This is a genomic window from Serratia fonticola (assembly GCF_001006005.1).
GTDB lineage: Bacteria > Pseudomonadota > Gammaproteobacteria > Enterobacterales > Enterobacteriaceae > Chania > Chania fonticola.
Map to the genome: position 1 here is coordinate 5532702 of NZ_CP011254.1, position 15330 is coordinate 5548031.

Sequence of the window (15330 nt, forward strand, 5' to 3'; positions counted from 1 at the left end):
GATGAACAACATGTCTGACATTCAAGATAAAAAGCACTTTGTTGAACTGAAAAACGTCGCCAAGCGGTTTGGCAACAACACCGTGATTGAAAACCTGAGCCTGGCGATCCCCCGTGGGGATATGGTGACGCTGCTTGGCCCTTCCGGCTGCGGCAAAACCACGGTCCTGCGCCTGGTCGCCGGGCTGGAGAAACCCAGTGGCGGGCAGATCTTCATCGACGGCGAGGACGTGACCGATCGCTCCATTCAGCAGCGGGACATCTGTATGGTGTTTCAGTCCTACGCGCTGTTCCCCCATATGTCGCTGGGGGATAACATCGGCTATGGCCTGAAAATGCTGGGAAGGCCCAAGACGGAGATCCGCGATCGGGTCCGTGAAGCCCTGATGCTGGTCGATCTGGAAGGTTTTGAGGAGCGCTATGTCGATCAGATCTCTGGCGGCCAGCAGCAACGTGTCGCCCTGGCGCGTGCGTTAATCCTCAAGCCCAAGGTGCTGCTGTTCGATGAACCTCTGAGCAACCTGGATGCCAACCTGCGCCGCAGCATGCGTGAGAAAATCCGCGAGTTGCAGCAGCAGTTCAACATCACTTCACTCTACGTCACCCACGATCAGAGCGAAGCCTTTGCGGTTTCCGACACCGTGCTGGTGATGAACAAAGGGGAAATCATGCAGATTGGCGCACCGCAAACGCTGTACCGCTACCCGGCCTCGCGCTTTATGGCCGGATTTATGGGGGATGCCAACATCTTCCCGGCCAAGGTGACCAGCAGTGGCGTAGAGATCTTTGGCTACCCGGTACCGCGCCCGCAAGGCTTTGCCCCTGGTTTGCAGCAATGTACCGTGGGCGTGCGCCCGGAAGCCATTACCCTCAGCCAACATGGGGAACCTAGCCAGCGTTGCACCATCAGTAAGGTGGCTTACATGGGGCCACAGTATGAGGTGCTGGTGAACTGGCACGATCAGTCGCTGCTGCTGCAGGTAAACGCTACGCAGTTGCAACCCGAGCCGGGCGACAGCTATTTCCTGCAAATCCATCCGTTCGGCATGTTCGTACTCGCCGACGAGTAAGCCTGAATTAAACCCCGCTTGTGGTTCCGGGCGGGGTATTTTTCGATGCCCATTCCCTACTCCCATCTCGATATCACTGCATTTACGGCACTGATGTGATCTCGCTTTGTTTCTCGCCGCCGTCGGGCATTATCACTATCGGTTGAGCTTAACATGAGCATCTATGGGGTAAATCTGCTAAAAGCTCAACGGGTTGCGCATTCTGTAAGCAAACAAACGCAGAATGCGTAATCCCCTTTGACATCCCCCCGGCACCCCGTTATCATTCCGCCCGTTCACACGATTCCTCTGTAGTTCAGTCGGTAGAACGGCGGACTGTTAATCCGTATGTCACTGGTTCGAGTCCAGTCAGAGGAGCCATATTTAGAGAAGCCCGCTTAAGGAAACTTAGGCGGGCTTTTTGCTTTTCGAATTGGCAATCTGATTACTGTGGCATGCCTTACATAAGTGAATATGACTACCCTGCGAGATCCCCACCGCCTCATCTTTAGCAGCAGCAATGTCGCGTTCTGATTCGCTAGCCAACATATCCTGTGAGCGCTTTCCACCCAAGAAACCGTTGGCTGGAGGAACCTGTATGCAAGGCCCCCAGCTATATTTATGTTCACCGAGAACGTCAAGCACAGGTTTCAATGCCTTGCGTGGCCTATATCCCGGTCAAGCCCGTAGCCAGGGAAGTAAACAACACCGTTATGTGTGATGGCAAATATCTGCTTCTGACATTTCCACTTGTTGGGCTGGGTACCAGTGCATTCGATTTGCTCTATACAGAATACGATCATTCTTTAGAAAATTGAGATCAAGGCTTAACCAAGAAGATTCAAAGCATCGTTGAACTAACGGATTAACAAAACAGTCAGCTACTGATTTAATCCCCATGTAACACAACGAGACACCACTATTTAGACTGTGAAATACACTATATAAAACCGGGTTCTAGTCGGCCCGGCTTGATAATACCTTTACTCTATCTGTGGGATTCGAGCTTATTCCTAGACGCCCCCTCATCACCCAATCATATTGATGAACGAGAAAAAATCACGTTTCACTGCATTCAGGTAAAACTGAGATAATTATAGCCTGCTTCAATAACTGTTAACTCTCCTGCACTAAAACTCTGCCGCTTTAACTCACCTCGCTCATACCAACAGCAATGCACCCATCGCTTATCAGAAGTGGTTCCACTGACGACCATAATTTCAGGCCGTGTACGTAGGCGTACAAGCATCCCAGGCATAAACATTAAACGCCTCCGGGTGAGACCGAGCTATCAATCTGCTCCGTCTTTAATACACTCATCATGATAAATTCGTTTGCCTGCTTGAGGTGGACAAAGTCAGGCTTGACCTTGCCATAAACACGCATTCCTTCAAGCATCATAAAAATGCTTTCAGCCATAATCTCTGCCTTAACATCCAGCCTGAATAGACCCTGTTCTTGGCCCTGCCTAATTATACTCATCAGGTTTTTTTTAATTCCGCTGAACATATAACTGACTTTTTCGTAGATATCCTTGTCGCCTGGGAGCAACTCACTTGCAGTTGCAATGGTGAAGCACCCTCGTATGCCATCTGCGTCGGTAGAAAGTAAAGCACAGTAATCCAGCGTTTCTCTCAGGGCGTTTTCAGGATCCAGCTCACCTGCGCGTTTTTCCATTCTCCGCAAACCATCATCCATATACTGCGTTAGCGCAGCCAGAAAAATGGACCTTTTATCCGGATATAGTTTGTAGATGCTCGCGCTGGCTAAACCCGATACCTGCATTAAATCAGCCATTGATGTGGCGTGAAAACCTTTCATCCAAAACACGCTAAGCGCAGCATCAAGAAAATCCTGCGGGTGAAACTCTCGAGGTCTACCAAGATTTTTTTTCATGTTGCTTGCTATTTATTGCATTTAACGCTATTAGTTCTGCACTGATTGTAGATTGATCATTCTACAAGTCAATAAATACATCAGCCGACGGCAGCTAACTAACCTAGAGCCTCACACCCAGCCCCTCAGAACCCGCCTCCAGATCACACCCTCAACATTTAACATGAAAAGTACAATTTTTTACCTGAATGTTACATTCCATTAAAATACCCTTCCCCCATACTCATCCCACGCCCACCCCTACCGAGGGAACCAACTGATGAAAACTAGCAACCCGATGCTGGAAAAATTACTGCCCATTCTGCCACTTATCGCTGCCAACGCCGCACAGGCGGAAAGCGAACGAAAAGTACCTGATGAGAATATCCGTTTGTTAAAAAGCATAGGTATGCACCGGGTGTTCCAACCGAAAAAATTCGGTGGCCTGGAAATCTCCCTACCAGAATTCACCGATTGTGTCGCCGCGCTGGCTGGCGCCTGTGGCGGAACGGCCTGGGCTTTCAGCCTGCTGTGTACCCACAGCCATCAGATAGCGATGTTTTCCCCCAAACTACAACAAGAGGTCTGGGGAGATAATCCAGACGCCACCGCCAGCAGCAGTATTGCCCCGTTTGGCCGTATTGAGGAAACCGAAGGGGGTGTTTATCTGAGCGGTGAGATGGGCTGGAGCAGCGGTTGTGACCACGCCGAATGGGCGATTGTCGGCTTTCGCCGCAAAAACGCCGACGGTGAGTTGATCTACAGCTTTGGCGTGATCCCACGTAGCGATTACGAAATTCGTGATGACTGGTTTGCGGTTGGCATGCGCGGCAGCGGTTCCAAAACGCTGGTGATAAAAAATGCCTTCGTGCCAAACCACCGCATCGAAGCCGCTCAGGATATGATGCACGGGCGATCTGCGGGTTTCGGCCTTTACCCAGACAGTAATATTTTCTACTCGCCCTATCGCCCCTATTTCGCCTGCGGTTTTGCCGCCATCAGCCTTGGCGTTGCGGAGCGCATGCTAGTCGCCTTTAAAGAAAAAACCCAAAACCGCGTGCGAGCCTATACCGGAGCCAGCGTGGGGACGGCCACCCCGGCGCTGATGCGTCTGGCGGAGTCCACCCATCAGGTTGCTGCCGCCCGCGCCTTTTTGGAAAAAACCTGGCAAGAACATGCCGAACACGGTCGTCGGCACCAATATCCTTCCCACGAGACTTTGACGTTCTGGCGTACCAACCAGGCCTACGCGGTCAAAATGTGTATCGAATCGGTCGATCGCTTGTTCAGCGCTGCAGGGGCAACCAGTTGGATGGAGAGCAATGAGATCCAGCGATTGTTCCGCGACTCACACATGACCGGGGCACACGCCTATACCGATTACGATGTCTGTGCACAGATATTAGGTCGCGAGTTGATGGGGTTAGAACCCGATCCGACGATGGTATAACGAGCAGGAGAACCTATTTAATGACACATCACACAGAACCTGCTCTGGATCCACGCGCATTCCGGCGTGCGCTGGGCAACTTCGCCACCGGCGTGACGGTAGTGACGGCAGCAACCGCAGATGGCACCCGCGTGGGAGTCACGGCCAATAGCTTTAACTCGGTATCACTGGATCCGCCGTTGGTATTGTGGAGCATTGATAAACGCTCCGGCAGCTACGCGATCTTTGAACAAGCCAGCCACTTCGCCATTAACGTGCTGGCCGCCGATCAGATGGATATTTCCAATCGTTTCGCCCGCCCCAGCGAGGATAAATTTGCCGGGATTGAGGTGGAGGTCGGCGCAAGTGACACGCCTTTGCTTACCGACTGTGCCGCACGCTTTCAGTGTGAGAAATATCAGCAGGTTGACGGCGGTGACCATTGGATCCTGATTGGTAAAGTGGTGGCGTTTGACGACCTGGGCCGCGCACCGCTGGTGTATCATCAGGGATCCTATTCCATGGTGCTACCCTACCCACAGGTGGCGGAGCGCGTTGCACAGAATGCAGTAGGCAGCGCCAGGCAGGAGCGCCTGAATAACAACGTGTTCTATTTGCTCACCCAGGCGCTGCGCAGCTATCAAAGTAGCTACCAGCCCAAGCAGCTCTCCACCGGGTTGCGGGCCAGCGAGGCCAGAATGCTGTTGGTATTAGATAGCGACGCCTGCCTTGATAAGGCCTGCCTGCTGGCGGAAATGGCGATGCCAACCAGAGAAATCGAAGAGGCGCAGGAAGCGTTGTACCGTAAAGGCTTGGTATCCAGCACCGAGAATGGCCATCACTTGACCGAGGCAGGTGAACGCCAGGCCAGCGTGCTGAGAGATATTGCCGCCAAACAGCAAGAACAGGTCCTGTCCGCCTTCACAGCAGACGAAGTGGGCATTTTGAAGAAGCTGTTGCGCGGTATTATTGCCAATAGTCAGTGATTTAAATCGGTAAACCTCATGCGCATTGTCGGCAACGGCAATGCGCATGAAAACCTCACCACCGCATCCTACCTATTCATGCAGCCGTGAACCAATACGCGCCACAGACATTCTCTGCCCTACCCAACCTAGCGCCGCGCAGACGGCCATCACCAACGTCATGGCAAACGGCGTGTCATCCTGCAACCAGGAAACGGCCAGGCTTGCCAACGCCCCCATGCCAAACTGCAATGAGATAGCGAGCGCGCTGGCACTCCCAGCCTGTTGGCCACGCTGTTGCAACAATAGCGACAGGCTGTTGGTGCCAATAGCATTCACCAGCGACATAAACAACACCACCAGAATCACCAGGATGGATAGGCTCTGCTGATGGAACACCAGTAGCAACAACCCAAACAACACCTGGGCGCTGCTTTGTATCATCAATAGGCGCGGCAGGCTGTAGACCTTCAGCATCCGCACGTTCAGCAGCAGCACGGCGATCATACCAATGACGTTGCAACCAAACAGCAGCCCGTAATACTGAGCGGGCACCTGGAAGTAGCTGATGTAGACAAAGGGAGAACCGCTGATAAAGGCAAACATGCCCGCGAAGGAAAACGCCAAGGTAGCAATAATGCCCATTGCTTCTCTGTCACGGACCAACAGGCAATAGTTGTGAAACGCCTTCAGGATGCTGCCCGTTTGCCCTGGAGAGGTCTTTAACGTCTCCGGAAGTACCCAGAACACCAATAAGCCGCTGATACAGCCCACCACCGCCAGCAACATGAAGATGGCTTGCCAGTCGAAGACCGTCAGCAAAGCTCCGCCCAACAGCGGCGCCAGCAACGGAGCAATCATGGTAACCAAAGTCATGAGCGATAACACTCGGGGCAGTTCATCTGAGGTATAAACATCTCTGGCGATAGCCCGCGCCATCACCACGGCGGCCCCGCTGCCAAATGCCTGTAACGCCCGCAGTACCACCAGTTGCTCAATCTGGGTGACCTGCGTGCATAGCACGCTGGCAATCACAAACAGCAGCATGCCGCTCAGCAACAGCTTTCGCCTGCCTAACCGATCGCTAAGCGGCCCGTACAGCAACATGCCGATGCAAAAACCGGCAAAGAATGCCCCTAATGAGTGCTGCATTTGCCCCTGTGTGGCATGCAGTTGCTGCCCCATAGCGGGTAACGCAGGTAGATACATATCAATCGACAGTGGGCCAAAAGCCACCAGCGATCCCAGTAGCGGGATCAACCAACGTGGCGGCCGGTTAGTAAAGGCAGGTGGCATAGCGGCTCCTTTATCATCAATAACGCCTCAGCGGTTGTGGGCGTGAGTCTTGGTGATTATTCGTTAATATATTAACAATCATCTGATGAAATGGACACATTTAAGACAACATTTGTGTCATTCCAGAAGAGAATGGATTTTGTTAATACATTAAAGAAAAGAGGACTGGCGTTGATACGCAGAGGGCTGAGAATGCTGGGAAGATGTATTTTTAGCGGGAACCCAGAGCTCCCGCAGAGGTTATGGTTGCCGGGTTGCCTTACATCGCATTCAACTTCGCAACAGCATCGCTCGGCAGTTTGAGCTGGGCTACGGCAAGATTCTCTTTCAGATGCGCAAGGGAAGATGTCCCTGGGATCAGCAGAATGTTTGGTGAACGCTGCAGCAACCAGGCAAGTGCCACTTGCATAGGCGAGGCTCCCACCTGCTGCGCAACTTCTGACAACGTCGTAGACTGCAACGGCGTGAATCCACCCAGCGGGAAGAACGGCACATAGGCAATGCCCTTGCCAGCCAGTTCGTCGATCAGTACGTCGTCATCCCGGTGTGCCAGGTTGTAATTATTCTGTACGCAGACAATCTCACAAATCTTCTGCCCTTGCGCAACCTGAGCCGAGGTGACATTACTCAGCCCGATATGGCGGACCAGCCCCTGCTGTTGTAGCTCGGCTAGCACGGAGAGTGGCTCTTCAATCGACCCTTCTGCCGGGCCATGTGCATCAAACATGCAGCGCAGATTGACCACATCAAGCACATCCAACCCCAGATTACGCAGGTTGTCATGCACGGCCTGGGTCAGTTCAGCCGGAGAAAACGCAGGCAACCATGCGCCTTGCTCATCGCGGCGCGCGCCGATCTTGGTGACAATGACCAGATCGTCGGCATAAGGATGCAGTGCCTGGCGAATAATTTGATTGGTGTAATGCGGGCCATAAAAATCGCTGGTATCGATATGGTTGACCCCGCTGGCAACCACTTCACGCAGAACCGCGGTGGCCGTTTCAGGATCCTTCGGCGGACCGAAAACCCCAGGCCCGGCGAGCTGCATGGCGCCATAACCGAGCCGCTTGACGGTATGCGTGCCGAGCGTAAAGGTACCTGACAGATGAGTGCTGGACATAATCAAACTCCTAATAAGATGGCGCAAAGTTCAGACGCTGCTATTACCAACGATAGGCAAACAATATATACCCGTCGCCTGGCAAGCTACAGCGTTCAAACCTATCCACGACAGATTTAGGGTTGAATCATCGAGTCAGTTGATTAAATAACAAACCCGTAGTGCGAACCATCTGGCAGCTCGATATCCAGACGCAGCTTGCCCCCCGCAGCCTCGATATAGCGCTTGAGCGAGGAGAGCTTCAGATCGCGGCCAGGCTTTTCCATACCCGCGACGGTGGGTTGTTTGATGCCAAGTGCCTGCGCCATTTCAACCTGGGTTTTCTGCACCCGCTCACGTAGCTCGGCCAAGTGAATATTGAGCAGCGTTTCCGCCGCAATGTGCTCAGCGCTGGCCACTACCTCGGGTTTTTCTTCCGCCAGGATTTGTTCCAGTGTTCTGCCCATGGCCTACTCCTTGTTCTCTGCTGTATTCAGAAATTGGGTAAACTCCCGATCGGCAATCGGGATCATCACCTCGTAAAAACGCTTCTCATTACCGGCCTTGCTACCAGCACAAAGTAAAATACCGCGACGGCGTGGATCAAAGGCAAAGAATGCCCGTATCGGTATACCTCGGCTTTGCACGCGTAGTTCCTTCATGTTGCTGTAGCGCGATCCCTTTACCGTGTCGGCATAAGGTCTGGGCAACTGAGGGCCTTTTTCACGTAGTACAATGAGTGACGCCAGCACAGAAGCTCTGTCAGTGTCCTCCAGCCGGCTGAACCACTCGTCAAACGTATCCGTTGTTTTAATTTCCCACACATGTGCCCCTTAGCAATATAGGTCAAAAGCTATATAGGTGTAAACCTATAAATTGCATTATGTCGGAGCTTGGGACGAGAGGCATCGGCCACAATGATGAAGCTGGGGGCCGATCCCAGCATTTCGATGAAGATGAAACATGAGCGTTGATATTTTGCGTATCGGGTAGCAAAACATGGCGGCAAGATGGGAGCTAAAGAGAGGATAGGTCTTAGGAGACCCTTGATTACCGGGCGCGGCAATCAAGGGAACGTGGATTAAGCCCGATGGTGCTGCAAGCGTTCGCTGCGGTAGAAACTCAATACACACCAGCCGAGGGCGATCAGTGCCAACGGCGCGCCGACGAAGCCAATGTTTGGCATTCCCAGATGCAGGCTGACCTGGTTGCCCAGCAACGCCCCGCCGCCGATCCCAAAGTTATACAAACCGGAGAATATCGCCATCGAGACATCGGTCGCATCCGGTGCCAGACTGAGCACCTTCGCCTGCATAGAAAGGCCAATCGCCATGATGGCCATGCCCCAGATCACACACAGCAACGTCAAGGTCGTTTCATTACCGGAGGCAGGCAACAGCAATAACAGGCTGAGGGCCAGCAGACCAATTGCCCCCATAAAGAAACCCGACGGGAAACGTTCGCTGTAGCGGCTGAATAGCAGGCTGCCGACAATGCCCGCAGCACCAAACAGTAACAGCATCAAGGTGGTAAAGTTAGCGGATAACCCGGCCACGGTCTGGATAAAGGGCTCGATGTAGCTGTAGGCAGTAAAGTGCGCCGTCACCACAATGATGGTCAACATATACAGGCTGACCAGCTCCGGGCGTTTGAACAGCAGGGGAACGCTGGCCAGGGAACCGGAATGCTCGCTTTTCAGCACCGGCAGCAAGCGCCACAGCATCACCAGCGCCAAGGTGGCGCACACGGCAATGCCAATAAACGTCATACGCCAACCGAGTAGCTGCCCCACCACTCGCCCTAACGGTAAGCCCAGCACCATCGCCAGCGCGGTTCCCCCCGCCAGCATGCTAAGCGCTTGCGCCTTCTTGCCTGCTGGCGCGACACGAATGGCCAATGACGCGGTGATCGACCAGAACACCGAGTGCGCCAGCGCCACACCGGCACGCGAGATCACCAAGGTGGTAAAGTTCCAGGCCACCGCGGTGAGCACATGGCTGGCAATAAACAGGATAAATACCCCGATCAGCAGCTTGCGCCGCTCAATCTTGCTGGTCAGCAACATACAGACCAGCGACATCGTGGCAACGATCCAGGCATAAATCGTGATGATCAGCCCCACCTGCTCGGTTTGCATCCCAAAGCTTTGGGCAATATCACTCAATAACCCGACTGGGATAAATTCGGTGGTATTAAAGATAAATGCCGAAATGGCCAAGACGACCACGCGCATCCAGGCGGTCGAGCGGGAAGTGCTGATTTCATCCATTGTAAGGTGTTCCGGAATAGGGGCTGGCAGTGGCGCCATTTTAACTAACCCGTAACCAGAATGCGACCTAGATCACGTTTTTGTGGTGCTGTTTTTTTCAACAGTAGTAACCCCTCACCCCAACCCTCTCCCACAGGGAGAGGGAGTTGTACGGAGCCGATGTCAGGTACAGAAGTCAACCCCTCAACCACGCACAGGGCGAAGAAACTGCGTGGAGTCGATGTCAATGTTCAGCCCCGCTGTTACCCATTGATTTCATGGAGCCAAGCGGATACTTTGTAGGGAATTAATTACGATAGTTGCCATCGTTGAACCCAACCTATGAACATCAGTGAAAAGACTTATCATCAGCTTAAGGCCAAGATCATCGCCAATGAATTGGTGGGGGCCGTATCTGAAAATGAATTATGTCAGGAACTGAGCGTCAGCCGCACGCCGCTGAGGGAGGCTATCTTTCGTTTAATGACCGAAGGCTGGATCGAACCGTCTAAAAACAAAACCAAAATGATCAAACCCATCACGCTCAGTGAGATCCGCGATATTTTCCAGATCCGCAAAGACATTGAGATCATGGTGTTGAACCTGTCATGGGATAATCAGAACCCGCAGCTCTACGCGGCGATCAGGGATAAAATCGAAGCCGGGTTTAGCGATAAAAACCAAACGCTGCTGGTGGAGGCCGATAATGAACTGCATGAGCAACTGTTGTCGGATTGCCATAACGCCATTGTGACCAAAACGCTGTCTTTTATTTATGATCGGCTACGCATGCTGCGCTCCGACAAGATGAAGAATGACTCAATCATCGACTCTTCCGCCGAGCATCTGAAAATTTGCGATGCCATCATTGCCCGCAATATCGAGCAAACCCGGGAAGCGATCGCCCTGCACGTCGGCAACTCATATAACCGCCTGTTCTCCAGCTTTAAATAGCCGATAATTCCGTGACCAGTGTTACCACCGGCCACGGCTCACAGGTGCTCGCTTAGTAAATCTGGCGATACAGCGCCTTGATCTCTTCGAGGTTGGTGTCACGTGGGTTGCCACCGGTGCAGACATCAGCCAAGGCGGCAGCCGCCAACGCATCGATATCATCTTCTTTCATCCCAACGTCACGCAGCCTGGCCGGGATGTTGACGTCCTGATTCAGTTGAGCGACAGCATCAATCGCAGCCTGCCGGGCCTGAGCAATAGGCAAGGTTGCCGCCTGCTTGTTACCTAACGCAACGGCAATATCGCGGTACTTCTCACCGGTGAACTCGGCGTTGTATGCCATCAGATGTGGCAGCAGCACCGCATTGGCGACCCCGTGCGGCGTGCCGTAGAACGCCCCCAACGGATGTGCCATACCGTGTACCAAGCCCAGCCCGACGTTGGAGAATCCCATCCCGGCAATATATTGCCCCAGCGCCATGCCCTCGGCTCCTTCGGCATTGCCCTGCACAGAAGCACGCAGCGAACGGCCAATAATTTCGATAGCCTTCAGGTGCAGCATGTCGGTAAGTTCCCATGCACCTTTAGTGATGTAGCCTTCAATAGCATGCGTGAGCGCATCCACGCCGGTCGCCGCCTTCAGGCTCGCAGGCATGCTGGCCATCATCTCAGCATCGATAATCGCCACAATTGGAATATCGTGCGGGTCATAACAGACAAACTTACGGCGGTTTTGCACATCGGTAATGACGTAGTTGATTGTCACTTCTGCCGCGGTGCCTGCGGTGGTTGGGATGGCGATCATCGGCACGGCGGCGTTTTTGGTTGCTGCGCCCCCTTCCAGGCTACGCACATCAGCAAACTCTGGGTTGTTGATGATGATACCAACCGCCTTGCAGGTATCCTGTGGCGAGCCGCCACCGATGGCGATCAGGTAATCTGCCCCTGACTGCTTGAAGGCTTCGACGCCCTGCTGCACCACTTCAATGGTCGGGTTGGGGATAACCTTATCGAAGACGCTGTAAGCTAGCCCGGCCGTTTCCAGGATATCGAACACCTTGGTGGCAACCTTGAAACGGATCAGATCGCCATCGGTCACGATCAGGGCTTTTTGAAAGCCACGTTTTTTCACCTCATCGACAATACAACTAATCGAACCGGCCCCAAAATACGAGGTCTCGTTTAAAATCATTCTATAAGCCATTTCATGCTCCTTTGGATTTTTGCCATACGTATCTCAAGGCGAATATATGCGCCCTCAACAGAGGAGATGCCTGATTCCAACATCTTCGGCGATATCCGGCAGGCGTTTATTATTTAATATCAAATAACCGATCAATCGCGGCACATTGCGACTCATTCAATTGCCCGGCAAAGTTGCGTGAGGTTGGCGTACTGTATTGATACTTACGCGCTACCGTCGTTTTTATTGTGGTCACAAAATCATTGCCGATGGTGTAAATGGCCGAAAGTTTGCTGATCTCGCGTTGAATATTATTGAGTTGGCTCACATCATTTCCCCGCCAAGCCTGAATGGCCTGCACAAATAACTCAGGGCTGATATTGTTTAAGCCAGAAATAACCCCGGCACCACCGGCCAACAGGTTGGGGATCAGATACTCATCAAAGCCCGAGAGTACGGCAAAATCGGAACGAACCGGGGCAACCGCCTGAATAATAGATCGCGTATGGGAAAGGCAATCGACGGTATCTTTGATCCCGGCAAAGTTAGGGAACTCCGACGCCAACTGTGTCACCAGTTCTGCATCCAGATCGCAACCGGTGCGGGCCGGGAAGTTATAGGCAAACCACTGGCCGCTCAACCGTTGACCCAGTTCGCGGTAATACGCCAATAGTTGCTGGCGGGTTTGCTGGAAATAGTAATGGGGCAGGATCATCACCGCCTGATAACCGCAGGCATACGCTTCTTCCGCCAAGGTGAACATATCTGCCATGCAGGTGGTGGAGATGTTCGCCACCATCGGCAAAGGCGACATGCCGCGTGCCTCGCGGATCAGCATCAGGCGTTCGGCCATCGTCAGCGAAGTGAACTCACCAATGCTGCCCATCAGCAGGAGGACGCTGGTTTGTGCCGCTGTCAGGCGCTGCATATGCTGGCTTAACGCAGGGAGATCGATCTTCCCCTGCGTATCAAAAGGCGTAATCGACGGACACCAGGCACCGTTAAAAATGGTGTTAGCCATAACAAAATCTCCCTAAAAGATGGTTGAGGGCGCAGTGAATTGCACCCTACCGTTGTACACAGCGGTTATTCAATAATGTGGTGCACCAACGTCTGCTGGTTGATTTTCTGCCAATCCCAGTGAATGCCCAGCCCAGGCGTTTCTGGTGGATAAGCGAAACCCCCGGTGATGTTCACCTTGCTGAGAGTAATACTGTCCAACTGCGGAATATATTCCAGCCAGCGGCTGTTGGTGATGGCGCAGCACAGCGAGATATGCAGTTCCATCAAGAAGTGCGGGCAGACGATTTTATTGAAGCACTCGGCCATATGCGCCACTTTCAACCAAGGGGTAATGCCACCGATGCGAGCCACGTCGACCTGGATAATATCGGCGGCATTATTCTGCAAATACTCTTTGAAATGCTGGATCGAATAGATGGATTCCCCAACGGCGACGGGGATAGTGGTCGATTCGCACAGCTTTTTATGCGAATCGACGTCTTGCGCCAGGAAAGGCTCCTCAATCCATGACAGGTTCACATGTTCCAATAATGCGGCCCGTTGCTTACCCTCCGAGAATTTGAACGACTGGTTGCAATCGGTCATGATCACATACTCATCGCCAACGGCTTTACGTACCGCCTCCAGGCGTTCGATGTCCCGCACCGGGCTTTCTGAGCCAATCTTGATCTTCGAACCACAAAAGCCTTGCGCCTTGACGGCCAGCGCATCATCAACCAGTTCCTGAGTGCTCAAATGCAGCCAGCCCCCTTCCGTGGTGTACAACTTCATGCGGGCTTTGGCACCACCCGCCACTTTGTACAACGGCAAGTTCATCTGTTTGCACTTCAGATCCCACAGAGCAGTATCAATAGCCGCTAGTGCCAGCGAAGTGATAGCCCCCACGGATGTCGCATGGGTTGAGAATAACAGCGACTCCCAAATGGCCTCGATCATCGTCGCATCACGCCCAATCAGCTTAGGTAACAGGTGATCGCGTAACAGTGCAACCACCGAAGACCCGCCGGTACCAATGGTATAGGTGTAGCCTTCACCCACCGCGCCGCTTGCTGTCGTTAACCGAACGATCGGCGTTTCCTGCGAGACAAAAGACTGGATCGCGTCCACGCGTTTAACCTTTGGTTTCAAATCCACCATAAAGATTTCGGCTTTAATAATTTTCATAGCATCCTCAATGTAAAAGCTGTTTCCTGGGCATGACGCACACAGTGATTATTTAATGCCTAAACCGGCCAACTCATCCCACAATGCCGCAGGGATCTCCCAGTTAGCCCATTCATAGTTGGTCACCGCCTGCTCGACGGACTGCACGCCGCAGGTGACGGTGACGACGTTTTTGTTTCTTAACGGGAACTGCAATGCCGCCGCGCCAAGCGGAACATCGTGTCTGTTGCACACGGCTTCGATATAGTTGATTTTTTCGATCACGGAGGGCGGCACCGCACCGTATTCATAGAGGGAAGAGGATTTATCTTTGGCGACCAATACACCGGTGGCAAATGGCGCGGCAATGGCGACCGAGACACCCTGCTGCTCACATTTGGCAAAGAACGCCTGACGATCCGTTTCCAACAGGTTGTAGCGGTTGGCCAGCATAAAAATATCCGGCGCGGCGTGATCCATCACTTCCATCAGGATCGCCTCTTCATTAGCCCCCACGCCCCAGGCTTTGATATCGCCATTGCGCTTCAGCTCGTCCAGTGCCTGTTGCCCAGAGTCACAGAAGTCTTTGAAATGCTTGCGCTCCAGCGGCGTCTGGCCGTAGGTATAGGTGCCAATATCGTGAACATACAGGATGTCGATATAGCGGGTTCCCAGACGCTGAATTGAATCCTCATACGAGCGCATGATGCCCGCGTAGGAATAATCAGCGTGGCGGTTGAAGGGGTTTTCGTCGAAGAAAAACTCCCCCGCTTCCAGACCCGGTTGTTGTTTTCTCGATTGCAACAAACGCCCTACTTTGGTGGATAGCACATAATCGCTACGCTCCAAACCGCGCAACCCCATCCCCAGGCGCAACTCGGAAAGGCCGCTGCCATAATGCGGTGCCGTATCAAAATAGCGCCAGCCGACCTGAATGGCTTTATCGACAATCGCCATCGCTTCTGTGTTGCTCAGTGATTTAAATAAGTTGGCCAGGCTGGCTGCACCAAAGGTCAAGCTGGGAACGGTCAGGCCTACGCTTTTTATCGTATTCATGGTGATCATGA

Annotated in this window: 14 protein-coding genes and 1 tRNA gene; 5 read left to right on the top strand and 10 right to left on the bottom strand. The window is 52.9% G+C overall.

The window, feature by feature from the left end; translation table 11 throughout:
• Window positions 1-10 precede the first annotated feature (10 nt).
• Window positions 11-1069, top strand: coding sequence for a ferric ABC transporter ATP-binding protein (gene fbpC, locus WN53_RS24620; RefSeq protein WP_037412998.1), 1059 nt, complete (start codon window positions 11-13; stop codon window positions 1067-1069).
• Window positions 1070-1353: 284 nt separating this feature from the next.
• Window positions 1354-1429 (top strand) — tRNA-Asn (locus tag WN53_RS24625).
• 882 nt (window positions 1430-2311) lie between these two features.
• Here the strand turns inward: WN53_RS24625 and WN53_RS24630 are convergent.
• On the bottom strand, window positions 2312-2944 hold the full coding sequence (locus WN53_RS24630; RefSeq protein WP_024486070.1) for a TetR/AcrR family transcriptional regulator: 633 nt from the start codon (window positions 2942-2944) through the stop codon (window positions 2312-2314).
• 259 nt (window positions 2945-3203) lie between these two features.
• Between WN53_RS24630 and WN53_RS24635 the strand changes: the two genes are divergently transcribed.
• Together WN53_RS24635 and WN53_RS24640 are read left to right on the top strand one after the other, a co-directional pair.
• Complete coding sequence (locus WN53_RS24635) at window positions 3204-4373, top strand: p-hydroxyphenylacetate 3-hydroxylase oxygenase component (protein WP_046808358.1); 1170 nt, start codon at window positions 3204-3206, stop codon at window positions 4371-4373.
• Window positions 4374-4393: 20 nt separating this feature from the next.
• Complete coding sequence (locus WN53_RS24640; protein ID WP_024486069.1) at window positions 4394-5338, top strand: p-hydroxyphenylacetate 3-hydroxylase reductase component; 945 nt, start codon at window positions 4394-4396, stop codon at window positions 5336-5338.
• Window positions 5339-5410: 72 nt separating this feature from the next.
• On the opposite strand, the gene WN53_RS24645 is transcribed toward WN53_RS24640, so the two are convergent.
• The 5 genes from WN53_RS24645 to WN53_RS24665 form a co-directional block, all read right to left on the bottom strand.
• Entirely contained in the window at window positions 5411-6613 is a 1203-nt protein-coding gene (locus WN53_RS24645; RefSeq protein WP_024486068.1) for a Bcr/CflA family multidrug efflux MFS transporter, read from the bottom strand.
• A 259-nt stretch (window positions 6614-6872) separates the two neighbouring features.
• The gene (locus tag WN53_RS24650) at window positions 6873-7733 is read right to left on the bottom strand and encodes an aldo/keto reductase family oxidoreductase (RefSeq protein WP_024486067.1); all 861 of its coding nucleotides are present in this window, start codon (window positions 7731-7733) and stop codon (window positions 6873-6875) included.
• Window positions 7734-7876: 143 nt separating this feature from the next.
• On the bottom strand, window positions 7877-8179 hold the full coding sequence (locus WN53_RS24655) for a helix-turn-helix domain-containing protein (RefSeq protein ID WP_024486066.1): 303 nt from the start codon (window positions 8177-8179) through the stop codon (window positions 7877-7879).
• Window positions 8180-8182: 3 nt separating this feature from the next.
• The gene (locus tag WN53_RS24660) at window positions 8183-8536 is read right to left on the bottom strand and encodes a type II toxin-antitoxin system RelE/ParE family toxin (RefSeq protein ID WP_024486065.1); all 354 of its coding nucleotides are present in this window, start codon (window positions 8534-8536) and stop codon (window positions 8183-8185) included.
• Between the two features lie 257 nt (window positions 8537-8793).
• Entirely contained in the window at window positions 8794-9981 is a 1188-nt protein-coding gene (locus WN53_RS24665) for a sugar transporter (protein ID WP_024486064.1), read from the bottom strand.
• Between the two features lie 321 nt (window positions 9982-10302).
• Here WN53_RS24665 and WN53_RS24670 point away from each other — a divergent pair, with 321 nt between their 5' ends.
• Complete coding sequence (locus WN53_RS24670) at window positions 10303-10914, top strand: GntR family transcriptional regulator (RefSeq protein WP_024485150.1); 612 nt, start codon at window positions 10303-10305, stop codon at window positions 10912-10914.
• A 52-nt stretch (window positions 10915-10966) separates the two neighbouring features.
• Here WN53_RS24670 and fucO read toward each other — a convergent pair whose 3' ends face one another.
• From fucO to WN53_RS24690, 4 genes are all read right to left on the bottom strand, one after another.
• Window positions 10967-12118 carry a lactaldehyde reductase gene (fucO, locus tag WN53_RS24675; RefSeq protein ID WP_046808359.1) on the bottom strand — a complete coding sequence of 384 codons (1152 nt, stop codon included), beginning with the start codon at window positions 12116-12118 and terminating at the stop codon, window positions 10967-10969.
• 109 nt (window positions 12119-12227) lie between these two features.
• Window positions 12228-13118, bottom strand: a complete 891-nt coding sequence (locus WN53_RS24680) for a dihydrodipicolinate synthase family protein (RefSeq protein ID WP_024485151.1) — start codon at window positions 13116-13118, stop codon at window positions 12228-12230.
• 65 nt (window positions 13119-13183) lie between these two features.
• Entirely contained in the window at window positions 13184-14284 is a 1101-nt protein-coding gene (locus tag WN53_RS24685) for a mandelate racemase/muconate lactonizing enzyme family protein (protein ID WP_024485152.1), read from the bottom strand.
• 48 nt (window positions 14285-14332) lie between these two features.
• Entirely contained in the window at window positions 14333-15328 is a 996-nt protein-coding gene (locus tag WN53_RS24690; protein WP_051346316.1) for an aldo/keto reductase, read from the bottom strand.
• Window positions 15329-15330: the final 2 nt, after the last annotated feature.

Coding starts and splice junctions, on each gene's coding strand:
- fbpC (WP_037412998.1), top strand. CDS start 11: ATGTCTGACATTCAAGATAAAAAGCACTTTGTTGAACTGAAAAACGTC.
- WN53_RS24630 (WP_024486070.1), bottom strand. CDS start 2,944: ATGAAAAAAAATCTTGGTAGACCTCGAGAGTTTCACCCGCAGGATTTT.
- WN53_RS24635 (WP_046808358.1), top strand. CDS start 3,204: ATGAAAACTAGCAACCCGATGCTGGAAAAATTACTGCCCATTCTGCCA.
- WN53_RS24640 (WP_024486069.1), top strand. CDS start 4,394: ATGACACATCACACAGAACCTGCTCTGGATCCACGCGCATTCCGGCGT.
- WN53_RS24645 (WP_024486068.1), bottom strand. CDS start 6,613: ATGCCACCTGCCTTTACTAACCGGCCGCCACGTTGGTTGATCCCGCTA.
- WN53_RS24650 (WP_024486067.1), bottom strand. CDS start 7,733: ATGTCCAGCACTCATCTGTCAGGTACCTTTACGCTCGGCACGCATACC.
- WN53_RS24655 (WP_024486066.1), bottom strand. CDS start 8,179: ATGGGCAGAACACTGGAACAAATCCTGGCGGAAGAAAAACCCGAGGTA.
- WN53_RS24665 (WP_024486064.1), bottom strand. CDS start 9,981: ATGGATGAAATCAGCACTTCCCGCTCGACCGCCTGGATGCGCGTGGTC.
- WN53_RS24670 (WP_024485150.1), top strand. CDS start 10,303: ATGAACATCAGTGAAAAGACTTATCATCAGCTTAAGGCCAAGATCATC.
- fucO (WP_046808359.1), bottom strand. CDS start 12,118: ATGGCTTATAGAATGATTTTAAACGAGACCTCGTATTTTGGGGCCGGT.
- WN53_RS24680 (WP_024485151.1), bottom strand. CDS start 13,118: ATGGCTAACACCATTTTTAACGGTGCCTGGTGTCCGTCGATTACGCCT.
- WN53_RS24685 (WP_024485152.1), bottom strand. CDS start 14,284: ATGAAAATTATTAAAGCCGAAATCTTTATGGTGGATTTGAAACCAAAG.
- WN53_RS24690 (WP_051346316.1), bottom strand. CDS start 15,328: ATGATCACCATGAATACGATAAAAAGCGTAGGCCTGACCGTTCCCAGC.